Consider the following 14,942-nt stretch of genomic DNA (forward strand, 5'->3'; position numbering starts at 1 on the left):
CCTGTTATGCATCGTTTTCGAGCCGCCATTTGAGTGTCACGCCGCCCCGCTCGTTGTGGCCGAGCGCGGGAATGGCCGAGAGCAGGCGGCGGGTATAGGCTTGCCTGGGGTTGTCGAAGATCGTGTCGCGATCTCCCTCTTCGATGATCCGGCCGTCCTGCATGACGACGACACGGTCTGCTACCTGCTCGACCACGCCGAGATCGTGGCTGATGAACAGGCAGGAAAAGCCGTAGCGCTTCTGCAAATCGGAGAAGAGGTCGAGCACCTGTGCGCGCACCGTCACGTCGAGCGCCGAGACCGGCTCGTCGGCGATCAGGAAGCGCGGCCGGCGGGCAATCGCGCGGGCAATCGCCACACGCTGCCGCTGGCCACCGGAAAGCTCGTGAGGATAACGGCTGGCGTAATCGGCGTTAAGTCCTACTTCCTCCAGCGTTTCCAGCGCCCGCTTGCGCTTTGCCTGAGCGTCGAGATCGGGCACCAGTCGCAGCGCCTCCTCCACCAGCGCCAGGATCGTCATGCGCGGATCGAGCGAGGAATACGGGTCCTGAAACACCATCTGGCAGTTCAGGCGATAGTCGCGCCAGTCCTCGTCGCGTGAACGGCCCTGAAAGCGGATATCGCCTTCGCTTTCCTTGACCAGACCGGCAATCGTGCGGCCAAGCGTCGTCTTGCCGGAACCGGAGCCGCCGACCAGCGCGACGACCTCGCCCTCGTGGATATCGATGCTGATGCCATGCAGGGCGCGCTTGGGTTTCGCCTTCTTGAGCAAAGATTTGCGTCCCGCATAATCGACAACGATATTGCGGGCCGAAACCATCGGTGCCTTCGACGTATCAAGCGCACGCGCCTCGCCGCGGAAGGGCAGAGAGGACAGAAGCTTCCTCGTATAATCGTGCTGCGGGGCATCGAGCAGATCTTCGGTGCGCCCCTGTTCGACGATCGAGCCCTTTTCCATCACCACGATGCGGCTCGTATAACGCGCCACCATCGGCAGGTCGTGGCTGATCAGAAGAACGGCGGTGCCTTCGGCCCGCGTCAGCTCGACCATAAGCTCCATGACATCGCGCTGGATGACGGCATCGAGCGCCGTGGTCGGTTCGTCGGCGATCAACAGCGCCGGTTTCAGCAGCATGACCGACGCGAGCATGATACGCTGGCGCATGCCGCCGGAAAACTCGTGCGGATAGGCGGCAAGCGCTCCCTCCGGATTCTTGATGCCGATACGCTTCAGCATGTCGAGAATGCGGGCGCGACGGTCCTGTGGCGACAGTTTGGTGTGAAGGACAAGCCCCTCCTCCAGCTGCCGGCCGATGGTCATCGACGGGTTGAGCGATGTCATCGGCTCCTGGAAAACCACGCCGATTTCGCCGCCGCGCAGATGCCGAAGCTCCCTGTCCTTCATTGTCAGGACATCGCGGCCCTTGTAGCGGACGGAGCCACCCGTAACCTTGATCGCCGGAGGCAGAAGCGAGATCAGCGCACGGGTGGCCAGCGTCTTGCCGGAGCCGCTTTCGCCGACGATGCCAAAGATTTCGCCCGGCGCGATGTCGAAGGAGATGCCCTTGACCACCTCGAGACCGGTATGGGCAACTTCAAGCGAAAGGCTGTTGACGCTCAAAAGCGTTTCTGCGGACATGTCCTTGGTCATTTCAGGCCCCTCATGCGCGGGTCGAGGCGGTCGCGAAGGGCGTCGCCGAGCAGATTGATGCCGAGCAGGGTCAGCGCGATGCAGATACCGGGGAAAAGACCCAGCCAGACGGCCTGCTGGATGAAGGGACGGCCGGCGGCCAGCATATTGCCCCATGTGGGTGCCGGTGGCGGCACGCCGAGACCGAGGAAGGAAAGCGCGCTTTCCGACAGGATCGCCCAGCCGAACATCGAGGTGGCAAGCACGGTGATCGGCGCAAGGCAGTTCGGCAGGACATGTCGGAACAGCGTGAACAGCTCCCCATTGCCCATCACCCGCGAGGCTTCGATGAACTCGCGTTCGCGCAGCGACAGCACGGCGCCGCGCACCACGCGCGCCATCGACGGCGTGTAGGCAATACCGAGCGCAAAGATGATGCCGTATTGGTTGGCGCCGAAGACGGCAAGCAGGCCAAGCGCCAAAAGAATGCCGGGAAAGGCCAGAAGCGCATTGTTGACGGCCATGATGGCCCCATCCACCCATCCCCGCGCATAACCGCTGACAAGGCCGATGAGAGTGCCGAAGATCGTGGCGAAGCTGACGGTCAGAAAGCCGATCCAGACGCTCGCCTGGGCTCCGACCATCAGGCGGCTCAGGACATCGCGACCGAATTCGTCCGTCCCGAGAAGATGCGTGGCGCTCGGCCCGGCAAGACGGGCGGTGAACGACAGTTTCATCGGGTCGAACGGCGTCCAGAACAAGCCAAGTGCGGCAGTTGCGATGAGAACGGTGATGAGAAACCCGCCGATAAGGCCGTTGAGAGTGAACTTTTTCATTCGGCGACAACCCGCGGATCGAACAGGGGATAAAGCAGGTCTACGACGAGATTGACCAGCACGTAGGAGAGGGAAACGAACAGCAGGCAGCCCTGGATAACCGGATAATCGCGGGCAAAAATGCTGTCGACCATCAGGCGGCCGAGACCGGGAATGGTGAACACCGTCTCGATGACCGCAATGCCGCCAAGCAGGTTGCCGAGAATGAGGCCGATCATCGTCCATGTCGGGCCGAATGCGTTCTTGAATGCATGCCGCCACAACACGGCGCTTTCCGAAAGCCCCTTGGCGCGGGCATGGGTGATGTAGTCGAGACGCAGGACTTCCAGTGTCGAGGCGCGCGCCATGCGGATCAGCACGCCCGCCTCATGGATGACCAGCGTCATCACCGGCAGCACCAGATAGAGCAAGCCGCCGACCACATTGTCGCCGATCGACACGTAACCGAGAACCGGCAGCCAGCCGAGTTTCAGCCCGAACAAAAGCAGCAGCAGAAGGCCGAGCCAGAATGTCGGGATCGACAAAAGCACCGTCGCAGTACCGACCAGCGCCAGATCGGTTGCGCTGTTCTGCCGCCAGGCTGCAATCACACCGGCAGGCACCGCAATCAGGCTGGCCAGCAGAACGGCGATCACGACGATCTCCGCGCTGACCATGAAGCGCGAGACGACGAGCGGCAGGACTTCCTCGTCATTGACGATCGAGCGCCCGAAATCACCCTGCAGGACATTTCCGGCCCAGATGGCGAATTGTTGCGGCATCGATTTGTCGAGGCCAAGCTCGGTGCGCATGGCGGCGATCTGGTCGGGCTGCGCCATGTCGCCCAGCATCAGGGCTGCGGGGTCACCGGGAATGAAGCGGATCAGCGCAAACACTGTAATCGAGACAAGCACGATCGTCGGCAGCGCCATCAGAAGACGGCTCAGGATAAATCTTAGCATTGTTTCCCCACGATTGAAGGCGGCTTTCCATTCCGCCAGCATCGGTTTCGTTAGTTAAGACTATGACGAAATGACTTTTGATACGCAATATTATGTGATTTTGTCATATGTCTATGCATCTCGCGGGCCGCATCTCGTCGGCCGGAAAGCCCGAGTTCCAAGATTAATTAGCTAATCTCATTCGATTTTTTGAGAAAGCCGAATTTGCCGCTGCAGTGCATCGCTCAAGGCTTGCGCCGCGATCGACAGCGGAAAGCCCGCAGCCCGCGCCAGGCCGAAATCCTGCCTGGCCTGTGGAACGAAAGGGCGCTGCACGACAGGCAGATGCCGATACAGATTGGCGTAGAAACTGCTGATGATCGACACACCCAACCCCTGCGCAACATAGGCACAGGCCGAGCTGTTGGTATGCGTCTCGATCTTCACCATCTGCTTCACACCGGCGCGTGCAAACTGCTGGTCGAGTGCCATCCGGTTCGGTCTCTGCCGGCCGATAAGAACCAGCGGCACATTGCGCAGGTCCTTTGCCGAGATTGTTTCCAGTTGCGCCAATGGATGGTCCTTGGGCACGACGCAGACACTCGTGCCGCTTGCCACCTTGTCGACCACAATCCCCGGTCCTGTCTCCCCTTCCATGCGCAGGAAACCGAGATCGATGATACGTTCCCCAACCAGCTTGTTGATCGCCGTCGTGGTTTCGAAAAAAGTCTCGATGCGCACACCGGGAAAGTCACGAATATAATCCACCAGCATGGCCGGAGCGAAATTTTCCCACATGCTGCTTGGCAGCCCGATGCGTACGATATCCGGGCCGGATGCACCGCTGCGCAGATCTTCCGCATGGCTGGACATACGGTCCACGGCAAGAAGAACATTTTCCGCGTCATGGCCCAGCGCAAGCGCCTCGGGCGTCGCGATGAGACGGCCCTTGTCACGCGCAAACAAGGTGATCGAGAGATCCTGCTCCAGCTGCTGCAGCATGCGGCTGACACCGGACTGACTAAGGCCCATCGTCTTTGCAGCGGCAATCGTCGAGCCGGTTGCCAGAAGCGTGCGAAGCACTTCCAGTTGCTTGATGTTCATGGATTGGATCTCGTGATTTCGATAATGACTGCCAGGCCGGATCTTCCGCTTCCGACAACATATGCCACATCTCTCACGATATGCTATCTGCCAGCATCCGGCACGGAGCTCGGGGCCAACATCGGCAGCGCTTTCACTCACCCTCTGATGGATCAGCGATAAGCGCTGCGCAGAACTCAACAGAGATCAACCGATCTCGATCGAGAAACCGAAGATCGCCTTTTCGATGTCAATCGCCTCGAAGCCGATCTTGAAAACCCGGTTTCCCCAGACATCGAGGTGGCGCGGATCTGTAATCTCGATCGGCTCCAAACCGGTGACGCGAAGATTTTCCGGGGTGATGACCAGTACGCTGTGTTTCCCGTAGAGCCGGCACACTCCGTCAGTCCCAACCACTATTTTTCGATCGGAGACATAAAGAGGAAGTTCAAAGCGGGTGAGCGGCTCGCCCAAATCGATCTCGTCGCTGATCTCTATCTTTGCCGTGTCATGGCTGAAATTGAGGTGTCGGGTCATTCGCCGCGATCCGGGATCAGGGAAATAAGCCGGGCTTGCGTCGAGAGACAGATAGCTGCTGGTACCCTCGTGGCGGTACGCAACATCGCGCGCTTGCGAGCCTTTTCCCGCATATTGCAGATGGCCGTTCACGGCAGGAACGTTGTGCCCCTTCGAACTGATATGCCACATATCATATCGCGTCTCGGTGAAAGTAGCGCGCGAATAGGCCCCTGCCCCAGATCGATAATCATCGGCTCACCGTCCAGATAGACGCTGAAATGGCCAACGTCGTTATGGGAGTGATGGTTGACCTCCGGGTCATTGCTGCCGGCGATCGCGCTCAGCATCAGCCCGGCTCCGGCCTTTTTCTCGGATCGGGCAATCATCATCTGCATGTCGGCGAGCCAGACGCTTTTCTCACATGTCCTTGCCGCCGACTTTCTGTTTTCCGGTGTCCAGAAAAGCAGTCGGGTCAGGTGAACGAGAAACTGGCGGGCATAGTCATTGCGCCCACGGCCCCGGCCCGGATTGGCGAGCTTGTGCCGCGCCGAACGGTCGATATCATCGGCGACAAGACCGGATAGTTGGTCAGAGCCGATAAGGCTCGCATAGCGGCTGAGCAGTCCCTGATCCAGATCGATCTTCAGACTGCCATCCGCGAAGTTGACGAAGAGGTTGCCCCCGATATTGAGCGGCAGGATATGCTCCCCGAAATTGCGGAATTTCTGATTATCCCCCGCCTTCAGATCGATGCCGAAACGTTCTTCGACAAGGCTGACGAAACCGGCAAGCCGTCCGGCGCTGACCACCCAGTAGCCCGGTCCCTCGATGCAGGCGCCGGATGGCTCGATTGTATCGAAGAAGCGCTGCATCGGCACCATCAGCTTCATCGCGATAGCTGCGAGGCGCTGGTCGTCTTCGACCGTGTAGCAGGCGGCGAGCAAGAGATTGTGCGCGCACCATGCCGTCCAGTTGTTCCGGCCCAGATACCAGCCGTAATGTTTCGGCCCTTCGAGAAGCTTCAACGCACGGCGATCGATCTCGCCCTGTATGCGATAGTAGAGGGAAGGCACGGCTTCGAGCAGAGATCCGGCAGGCTGCCACCCGCAGCGGCACGTGTGAGACGCGTTTCAAAATCGATATTTGCGAGAAAGAGGTCCACCTTGATCCCTGTCTCGGCCGTAAACCCGTCAACGATGCGCGCAATCGTCGGCCGTTCGGCATCGCCGTATCGCATCCAGATATTGATCGTCTCTGCCGAATAGGCCGTAGACACCATCGTCGTGCTTGCCAGCGCTGCAAACGCGAACGCCCTTACCTTCTTCATGGGAAACCTCCTCTAAAATAGCCATTCGCCCTGCACGCCTCCAGAACATGCCAAACGTCTGTCCCCGGCAGAGCCGCTTTCCTCTAAGCCAGCGGCTCAAAGGCACGCTTCCCATAAAAGGAAAACGTTTAACTGATATTTTTAGCGCGGCAGGAGCTTGATAGAATGATATGGATCAACCGAAATCGCGGAAAATAATGTATTATTGTCAACACCCGAAATGAGAACGAAATCCGCATCGCCGGCAGTTACGTTAAACAGAAGAAAACAAGGAAAGCGTTTACCTGCATGAAGCGCCCGAAAAGACCGACCATCCGGGATGTTGCGGAGAAAGCCGGCGTATCGATCGCGACGGTGTCGAAATATGTGAATGGCCAGCAGTCATTCTCACCGGCAGTGGAAGAGAAGCTGCGCGAAGCGATCGAGGATCTGGGCTACAGCCAGAATTCTCTTGCCCGCGCCATGGTCACCGGCCGTACGACCGCAATCGGGCTTGCGGTGATGGATCTCGCCAATCCTCATTATTCCAATGTCGTGAAGGGTGCCAATCGGGTGGCGCTGGCAAACGGCTACTATCTCTTCGTCGTGGACATGGAGGAGAGTATTGCGGCAGTTCGCCCGCTATTGGAGGCCTTGGCGCCGCGCACGGATGGTTTGATCGTCAGCGCCCGCATTCCGAAAGACGTCACTGACTGGCTGGCCGAACTCGACAAACCGGTCGCCTTTTTAGGACAGCCAGAGCGCGATGATGTCCTGACAGTGGGGACGGACAGCGTTCAGGTTGCTGCACTGCTCGCGCAATATCTCGTTCGGCAGAGATTCAAGCGGTTCGGTTACATGGGCTACTCGCGCGCACCATCGAATGCCGACCGCATTCAGGGCTTTAGGCAAATCCTGGAGCCGGCAGGGATGGAACTTCTGATCTTCGACGTGGATGAACCGACGAATGAAGCAGGAGAACGCGCCGCGGCCCGCGTGTTGCTGCGTCCGGATCGCCCGGATGTGATCATTGGCTGGAATGACCTTGTGGCGATCGGCATGATGAACGAGGCCCGTTCGCTTGGCTTCAAGGTTCCCGATGACGTGGCCTTTGCCGGGATCGATAATATTCCGATCAGCCGCTACGTCACGCCACCGCTGACAACTGTCGACGTTTGTAGCCAGGCAACCGGCGAAGTGGTGATGAAGAAGATCATTGCGATGATCGAAGAAAAGCCGCAACCCACGGATCTTACGCTGGAGCCTGCGCTGATCATTCGCGAGTCGACCCAGCGCCATTTCACCTGAATGCGATTCCAGCCTGATCCATTGGATACCGGCCAACAACATCAGGCTTGGTGACCCTGCCCAAGCCAGTCGCAACCCAGATTAAAGCGGCCCTGCGCGCCGGCGACCGCCAGCGCGCAGGTTGTTTTACGTCAGTGTCCGCCCTTGGCCTTCATCGGAACCACACGCGGTTCCTTGGCGGCCGGCTTGTCCTGTTCCTCGACATAAGCCTCGCCGTGGTAGCTGGCGATCAGAACGTCGCGGATTTCGGCGATCAGCGGATAACGCGGGTTGGCACCCGTGCACTGGTCGTCGAAGGCCATTTCGGCGAGCTTGTCGACCTTGGCCATGAAGTCGGCTTCGCCGACACCGGCTGCCTGGATCGAGGCCGGAATGTCGAGATCCTTCTTCAGCTGTTCCAGCCACTGGACGAGGTTCTCGACGGATGCCGCGTCGTTCTTACCGCCGAGGCCGAGATGCTGGGCAATCTCGGCATAACGGCATAGCGCCTTCGGCCGGTCATACTGGCTGAACGCCGCCTGCTTGCTCGGATTGTCGACTGCGTTGTAGCGGACGACGTTGGAGATCAGCAGCGCGTTAGACAGGCCATGCGGAATGTGGAATTCCGCACCGATCTTGTGCGCCATCGAATGGCATACGCCGAGGAAGGCATTGGCAAAGGCAATCCCGGCAAGCGTTGCGGCATTATGAACCTGCTCGCGAGCCTTCGGGTCCTTGGCGCCGTTCTTGTAGGCCGAGGGAAGATAGGTCTTGAGCAGCTTCAATGCCTGCAGCGCCTGGCCATCGGAATACTCGTTGGCCATGACCGAAACATAGGCCTCAAGCGCATGCGTAACCGCGTCGATACCACCATGCGCGGTCAAAGACTTCGGCATGTTCATGACCAGATTGGCGTCGACGATCGCCATATGCGGCGTCAGCTGGTAGTCGGCGATCGGATACTTGATGCCGGTCTTCTCGTCGGTCACCACCGCAAACGGGGTCACTTCCGAACCGGTGCCCGAGGTCGTCGGAACGGCCACGAACATGGCCTTCTTGCCGAGCGTCGGGAAGCGGTAGATGCGCTTGCGGATATCCATGAAGCGCAACGCCAGATCGGTGAACTCGACATCCGGATGCTCGTACATGACCCACATGATCTTGGCCGCATCCATCGGTGAACCGCCACCGACGGCAAGGATCAGGTCCGGCTGGAAGGCGTTGGCGAGTGCTGTCGCCTTGCGCACGACGGCAAGCGTCGGGTCGGCGCTGACTTCGAAGAAGACTTCGACCTCGAGACCGAGATCCTTGAGGATGCGGATCGTGTCGTTGATATTGCCGTTTTCGAACAGGAAGCGGTCGGTGACGATCAGGCAACGCTTTTTGTCCTTCAGGTCTTCAAGCGCAAACGGCAGGCTGCCGCGGCGGAAGTAGATCGATGGCGGCAACTTGTGCCAGAGCATGTTCTCTGCGCGCATGGCCACCGTCTTCCTGTTGATCAGATGCTGCGGGCCGACATTTTCCGAGATCGAATTGCCCCCCCACGAGCCGCAACCGAGCGTCAGCGACGGCGCGAGACGGAAGTTGTAGAGATCGCCGATACCGCCATGCGAGGCCGGCGAGTTGATCAGGATGCGCGAGGTCTTCATCTTCGCGCCGTAAGTAGCAATGCGCTCGGGCTGAAGATCCTGGTCGGTATAGAGAACCGAGGTGTGACCGACGCCGCCGAAGGCAACCAGCGCCTCGGCCTTGTCGCAGGCAGCCTCGAAGTTCTTCGCCTTGTACATGGCCAGAAGTGGCGACAGCTTCTCATAGGCAAAGGGTTCGGTCTCGTCGATCGCCTCGACTTCGGCAATCAGAACCTTGGTGCCGTTCGGAACCTCGAAGCCTGCCATCTCGGCAATCTTGTGCGCTGACTGGCCGACGATCTCGGCATTGATCGAGCCCTTCTTCAGGATCAGGCTCTTGATCGCACCCGCCTCGTTGCTCGACAGAACATAACCGCCATGGGTGCGGAAACGCTCGCGTACCGCATCATAGACGGCATCGACCACGACAACGGACTGTTCCGAGGCGCAGACGACGCCATTGTCGAAGGTCTTCGACATCAGGATCGAGGCAACAGCGCGCTTGATATCGGCAAATTCATCAATGACGGCAGGCGTATTGCCGGCACCCACGCCGATTGCCGGCTTGCCTGATGAATAGGCGGCCTTGACCATGCCGGGGCCACCGGTTGCCAGGATCAGGTCGATCGCCGGATGATGCATCAACGCATTGGAAAGCTCGACGCTTGGCTCGTCGATCCAGCCGATAATATCCTTCGGCGCACCGGCCTTGACGGCGGCTTCCAGAACGAGGCGAGCCGCCTCGCAGGTGGCGCGCTTGGCGCGCGGATGGGGAGAGAAGACGATACCGTTGCGGGTCTTCAGCGCAATCAGCGCCTTGAAGATCGCCGTCGAGGTCGGATTGGTGGTCGGCACGATGGCGCAGATCAGGCCGATCGGCTCAGCAACCGTTGCAATCCCGTATTCCGGCTCCTCGGAGAGAACGCCACAGGTCTTCTCGTCCTTGTATTTGTTGTAGATATATTCGGAGGCAAAATGGTTCTTCACCACTTTGTCCTCCATCACACCCATGCCGGTCTCCTCAACCGCCATCTTGGCAAGCGGGATACGAGCATTCGCAGCCGCCAGTGCGGCGTTGCGGAAGATTTCGTCAACCTGCTCCTGGCTGAAACTCGCATAAGCCTTCTGTGCAGCTTCAACCCGCGCCACAAGCGCGTCCAGCTCCGCAATCGTGCTAACTGTCATGATAATTCCACCTCAAATTGAATCATGGTGCGTGGTAAGTCGCGCTCATCACGCGTACTAAATCGATTTAGAAGACTAAATTCTGGACCAATGCGGCCAGGAAGCAAGCCTTTCGCGGCCTCCCGGAAACTATGTCGCGGTCTCGAAAACCTACAATGACATATGTCAATTTTCGCTCGATCCGTGCATAGCGGCGAAAGCTTGGCTCACAATCCGGTCCGATGGATTTGAACGGTTGACTGGCCCCCGCCACGGACTATCACTGCAGGGCCCGCGACCCGGAAATACGACGCAGAGAAAACCATGCCTTTTGAAATTCAAGACACCATCATCGATGCCGACAGCGAAGTGCGGATCCGCCAGCGCCTGACGCTGGTCGCGCTCGGCAAGGAAAAGGCCGATGTGGCTCTGCGTGTCGGGCGGTTGCTGGATGTCGCGACCCGCACATGGTCGCAAGACCAGGAAATCATCATCAAGGATCGCCGCATCGCCTATGTCGGCAAGGCCGGCTCCTATCCGGGCGAAGTGAGCACCCGTGTTCACGAACCGGATCTTTCCGCCGTGCCGGGCCTTGGCGAAGTGCACAAGCATATCGAAAGCTCGCATCTGACGCCCGAATGGGAGGCAGCCCTGGTTCTTCCGCGCGGAAACACCTGGACCTGCGAGGCGAGCCACGAATTCTCCAACGTCAACGGCGCAAAGACGCTGGAATTCTGGCTGAAGGCCCGTGAGGCCGGTTCGCCGCTGAAGATTTTTCCCCTGCCCGGCTCCGCCGTCCCACCCACAGCCTACGAGCATGGCGGCGGTTATCTCGGGTATGACGAGCAGAAGGCCTTTCTTCAACAGAGCCTGATGACGGCAGGCCTCGACGAGGTGATGGACTGGCCGGCCGTGTGGAACCCGGAAAATCCGTCGCATGAACGCCTCTGGGGCATGATCCGCGCGACATTCGAAAAGCGCGCCGTCGTTGAGGGCCATGCCGCCGGCATCCGCGACCTGCCGTCAATCAACGCCTTCGCCGCCGCAGGCCTTGCCTCCGACCATGAAGCCTGGACGCCGGAAGAGTTCTGGGACAAGCTCACCCACGGCCTGTTCATGGAACTTCGCCCACACAGCCTGCCGGAAGTGATCAAGGGCCTGCTCGACCGTGGCCTTGCCGACTGGTCGCAGATCGCGCTCACCACCGACGACCGGTCTGCGTCCGACACGCTGAAACTCGGTGCCACCGACCACAATGTGCGGCTTGCGATCGAGGCCGGCCTTGCGCCGGAAATCGCTATCCAGTGCGTCACCATCAACCCCGCCCGCCACATGCGCCTCACCCCCTGGGTCGGCTCCATCGCGCCGGGCCGCTATGCCGATATCGTGCTTCTGTCGAATGTCAAAAAATTCGAGATCGCAAAGGTCTGGGCAGATGGAAAACAGGTCTCCGACGGCAATACCTATCTGCCGGACGTGCCAAAGATCGACTGGCCGGAATGGGCGACGAACACCATCAATATCGGCCGCGACCTGACGGCCAAGGATTTCGCCATCAAGGCCGAACCCGGCCGCGAGACGATGACCGCCGCTGTTCTGCGCCCCTTCCACTGGACCGACGACTTTTTGACCTTTGACCTGCAGGTCAAAGATGGTCTCGTGGAGCGCGACCACGCCCGCAACATCACCAAATTCTCGGTCATTGACCGTTTTTCCGGCAAGGCTGCCGTGTCGAAAATGTTCTGGCTCGGTTGCGGCCCGTCGACACCCGATACGGCACTCGCCTGCTCCATGGCGCATGACAAGCATAATATCTGGTGCGTCGGCTCTTCCGACGAAGCCATGGCGAAAGCCGTCAACGCGGTCGCCGACAATGACGGCGGCTGGGCGCTTGTGCGCGAAGGACAGGTCGTCGCCCGCGTGCGCTACGAAGTCGCCGGCCTGATGAGCTGCCGCCCGGCGGAAGACCTACATGAAGAGATGCAGGCGCTTTATGCCGAGGGCGAAAAGGTCGACTGGATGTACGAGCCGAGTTTTCATCCGCGCTGGTTCGCCGGGTTCCCGGAGCGGCTGGCCTTTGCCACGCTCACCTGCGCGCCGTGGCGCTGGGTTCTGGTCGCGCCAAGCGACCATGCCCCGCAGGGCCTCGTCAATGTCGAGACCGGCGCCACCCACCCCGTTGTCTTCTAGTCAGAATATGTGAAATCCAGTCCGTTTCAGGAACAAGACCATGAGTGCCCCCGTCTACAAATCTTTCGAACAATCGCTTGCCGAATTTGAAAACATCGCCGCCGCAATTGCTCCGATCTCCGTCGAAGAGCTTCAATCCCGCATCGCTAAGCTGCAGGCCTTGATGCGGGAGGCGGGCGTCAAGGCCGTCTATCTCGATACCTCGACCAGCCTCACCTATTTCACCGGCATGTCGCTCGGCGCCAGCGAGCGCCTGCACGGCGCGATCATCCCGTCCACGGGCGCGCCGATCTATATCAGCCCGGCCTTCGAGGAGCCGAAGACGGTAACCCTCATCAGGATCCAGGGCGAGATCGCCACCTGGGAAGAGCATGAAGACCCGGCCCTGCTCGTCGCAAACCTGATCTGCGATCTGCCCGTAGAGGGCAAGACACTCACCTTCGATCCCGCCACGCCCTTCATGTTCTCAAGCCCGATCACCGCCCATATCGGCGCGCGTCTGACGGTCATCGGCGCCGGCGATCTGATCGCAGCCTGCCGCCAGATCAAGTCGGCCACCGAAATCGCCATCATCCAGACGGCGATGACCGCCAGCCTGCGCGTCCACAAGGCCGTATGGGAAGGACTTTACGAAGGTGTATCGACCACCGAAGTGACGGATTTCATCGCGAGCGCCCATCAGAAACTCGGCATGCGCCATGTCTTCGCCGCCGCCCAGTTCGGCGAGGCGACCGCCTATCCGCATGGCGTGCCCTACGCACAGACGCTTGCCAAAGGCGACATGGTGCTGATCGATCTCGGCGCGCATATCCACCGCTATTGCTCGGATATCACCCGCACCTATGTCTTCGGTGAAGCGACGGAGCGTCAGCGCGAACTCTGGAACATGGAAAAGGCAGCCCACCGCGCCGCCTTCGAGGCAGCCCGACTCGGCTGCCCTTGCGAGGATGTCGATGCAGCCGCCCGCAAGGTACTGACGGATGCCGGCTACGGACCGGACTATCAGGTCCCCGGCCTGCCGCACCGCACCGGTCATGGGCTGGGCATGGACCTGCACGAAAACCCGTTCATCGTTCGCGGCAACAAGACGAAACTTCAGCCCGGCATGGTCTTCTCCGACGAGCCGATGCTCTGCGTATACGGCGAATGCGGCGTGCGTCTCGAAGACATTATCTACATGTCAGGAGAAGGCCCGGTCTTCTTCACCGAACCGGCCCATTCGATCGACCGACCTTTCGGCTAAGTCGAGATATCAAACAAATTTTGACGGGGTGCGGCTTTCTGGCCGCGCCCCCGCACTATCCATACCAGACCAGTCGTAATCGACAGGGCGAATGGTTCGACATCCCTGTTCCTCAATGGATTGCAGCTTGGCCTTCTCTCATACCCAACGGCGTTTTGCCGAAGGCAAGCCTGAACGCCTTGGTAAAATGCGATGCGCTTGAATATCCGACGTCGAAGGCAATATCGATCACGGCGCGGTTTGTGTTCTGAAGCAGTTCTCTGGCGCGCTCCAGGCGTATCTTGCGGTAGGCCGCTCCCGGGGAAAGCCCCGTCTGCTCCTCGAACAGCCGTTCAAGCTGACGCCGGGAAAGCCCGACCGACTTTGCCAACCCCTCCAGCGACACGTCGCCTTCCAGATTTTGCTCCATGGTAATCAGCACCGAGATGATACGCGGATCTCTCGCTTCAACGACAAACGGGCGCCGGGCCTGCGAATGGGTAGCCGATCTGGCCTGATCGATCTGCAGGACTTCAAGAGCATTCCTGGCTGCGTCTCTGCCGATATGGCGCTGAACCAGAACGTTAGCCAGATCCGCCGAACTGCTGCCGCCGGCACAGGAACCACGCTCACCGTCGATATGGAAAAGCCGATCCGAGCGAACCTTCAAATCCGGAAACCGCTCGCGAAAATCCTGGTGATGGAGCCAGCTGACACAGCTCTCATGGTCCGCCATCAGGCCGGCCTCGGCCAAAATGAAGGAGCCGGTACAGACGCCGATAAGCGGCACGCCCCTGGCGGACGCCTGTTTCAGGTAGGAGACAGTCTCGTTGTCCACCGGCTGCGACACAGACAGAAGCCCGCCCACCACGACGATATAATTGAATCGGGCCGGGTCGATGAAATCCGTGGTCGGAGCAACCTGTATTCCGCAGCTGGACGTGACCATATGCCGGGTGCTGCTGAGAACCTGCCAGTCGGCAAGAACCCTGCCGGATCGATCCTTCTGGTCACTGGCGAGACGCAACGTGTCGACGAACATGGCAAACGCCGAAAGTGTGAACGACCGGGCGAGAATGAAACCCACCTTGAGAGGTTTTTGCGGCTGTGCGGCGTCCTGCCGCTTGCGTTGTTCGGGCTGCACCGATCTCTCCCTT

General features: G+C 59.7%; 12 protein-coding genes. 3 read left to right on the forward strand and 9 right to left on the reverse strand.

Annotation, left to right across the window (positions count from 1 at the left end; all coding sequences use genetic code 11):
• Positions 1-4: 4 nt before the first annotated feature.
• From MRBLMR1_RS21725 to MRBLMR1_RS21755, 7 genes are all read right to left on the reverse strand, one after another.
• A complete protein-coding gene (locus MRBLMR1_RS21725) occupies positions 5-1,639 on the reverse strand; it encodes an ABC transporter ATP-binding protein (RefSeq protein WP_206826838.1) in 1,635 nt (544 codons plus the stop codon).
• An 8-nt stretch (positions 1,640-1,647) separates the two neighbouring features.
• Entirely contained in the window at positions 1,648-2,466 is an 819-nt protein-coding gene (locus MRBLMR1_RS21730; protein ID WP_148146887.1) for an ABC transporter permease, read from the reverse strand.
• Positions 2,463-3,407: an ABC transporter permease gene (locus tag MRBLMR1_RS21735; protein ID WP_148146885.1), complete on the reverse strand. Its 945-nt coding sequence runs from the start codon at positions 3,405-3,407 to the stop codon at positions 2,463-2,465. Before MRBLMR1_RS21735 ends, MRBLMR1_RS21730 begins: the two co-directional genes overlap by 4 nt.
• A gap of 177 nt (positions 3,408-3,584) precedes the next feature.
• On the reverse strand, positions 3,585-4,490 hold the full coding sequence (locus MRBLMR1_RS21740) for a LysR family transcriptional regulator (RefSeq protein ID WP_206826647.1): 906 nt from the start codon (positions 4,488-4,490) through the stop codon (positions 3,585-3,587).
• Positions 4,491-4,676: 186 nt separating this feature from the next.
• Positions 4,677-5,006: a hypothetical protein gene (locus MRBLMR1_RS21745; protein ID WP_206826645.1), complete on the reverse strand. Its 330-nt coding sequence runs from the start codon at positions 5,004-5,006 to the stop codon at positions 4,677-4,679.
• Between the two features lie 128 nt (positions 5,007-5,134).
• The gene (locus MRBLMR1_RS21750) at positions 5,135-6,061 is read right to left on the reverse strand and encodes a hypothetical protein (RefSeq protein ID WP_206826643.1); all 927 of its coding nucleotides are present in this window, start codon (positions 6,059-6,061) and stop codon (positions 5,135-5,137) included.
• The gene (locus MRBLMR1_RS21755) at positions 6,010-6,315 is read right to left on the reverse strand and encodes a hypothetical protein (protein WP_500066182.1); all 306 of its coding nucleotides are present in this window, start codon (positions 6,313-6,315) and stop codon (positions 6,010-6,012) included. Before MRBLMR1_RS21755 ends, MRBLMR1_RS21750 begins: the two co-directional genes overlap by 52 nt.
• 288 nt (positions 6,316-6,603) lie before the next feature.
• On the opposite strand from MRBLMR1_RS21755, the gene MRBLMR1_RS21760 reads away from it, so the two are divergent.
• A complete protein-coding gene (locus MRBLMR1_RS21760; protein WP_500066185.1) occupies positions 6,604-7,602 on the forward strand; it encodes a LacI family DNA-binding transcriptional regulator in 999 nt (332 codons plus the stop codon).
• 131 nt (positions 7,603-7,733) lie between these two features.
• Here MRBLMR1_RS21760 and adhE read toward each other — a convergent pair whose 3' ends face one another.
• On the reverse strand, positions 7,734-10,394 hold the full coding sequence (adhE, locus tag MRBLMR1_RS21765) for a bifunctional acetaldehyde-CoA/alcohol dehydrogenase (protein WP_500066187.1): 2,661 nt from the start codon (positions 10,392-10,394) through the stop codon (positions 7,734-7,736).
• Positions 10,395-10,697: 303 nt separating this feature from the next.
• On the opposite strand from adhE, the gene MRBLMR1_RS21770 reads away from it, so the two are divergent.
• Together MRBLMR1_RS21770 and MRBLMR1_RS21775 are read left to right on the forward strand one after the other, a co-directional pair.
• On the forward strand, positions 10,698-12,563 hold the full coding sequence (locus MRBLMR1_RS21770) for an adenine deaminase (RefSeq protein ID WP_500066189.1): 1,866 nt from the start codon (positions 10,698-10,700) through the stop codon (positions 12,561-12,563).
• Between the two features lie 40 nt (positions 12,564-12,603).
• Positions 12,604-13,806, forward strand: coding sequence for a M24 family metallopeptidase (locus tag MRBLMR1_RS21775; RefSeq protein WP_206826633.1), 1,203 nt, complete (start codon positions 12,604-12,606; stop codon positions 13,804-13,806).
• 112 nt (positions 13,807-13,918) lie between these two features.
• On the opposite strand, the gene MRBLMR1_RS21780 is transcribed toward MRBLMR1_RS21775, so the two are convergent.
• A complete protein-coding gene (locus MRBLMR1_RS21780; protein WP_500066191.1) occupies positions 13,919-14,929 on the reverse strand; it encodes a GlxA family transcriptional regulator in 1,011 nt (336 codons plus the stop codon).
• Positions 14,930-14,942: the final 13 nt, after the last annotated feature.

The organism is Neorhizobium sp. LMR1-1-1.1 (genome assembly GCF_040675795.1).
GTDB classification, from domain to species: Bacteria; Pseudomonadota; Alphaproteobacteria; order Rhizobiales; family Rhizobiaceae; genus Neorhizobium; species Neorhizobium cellulosilyticum.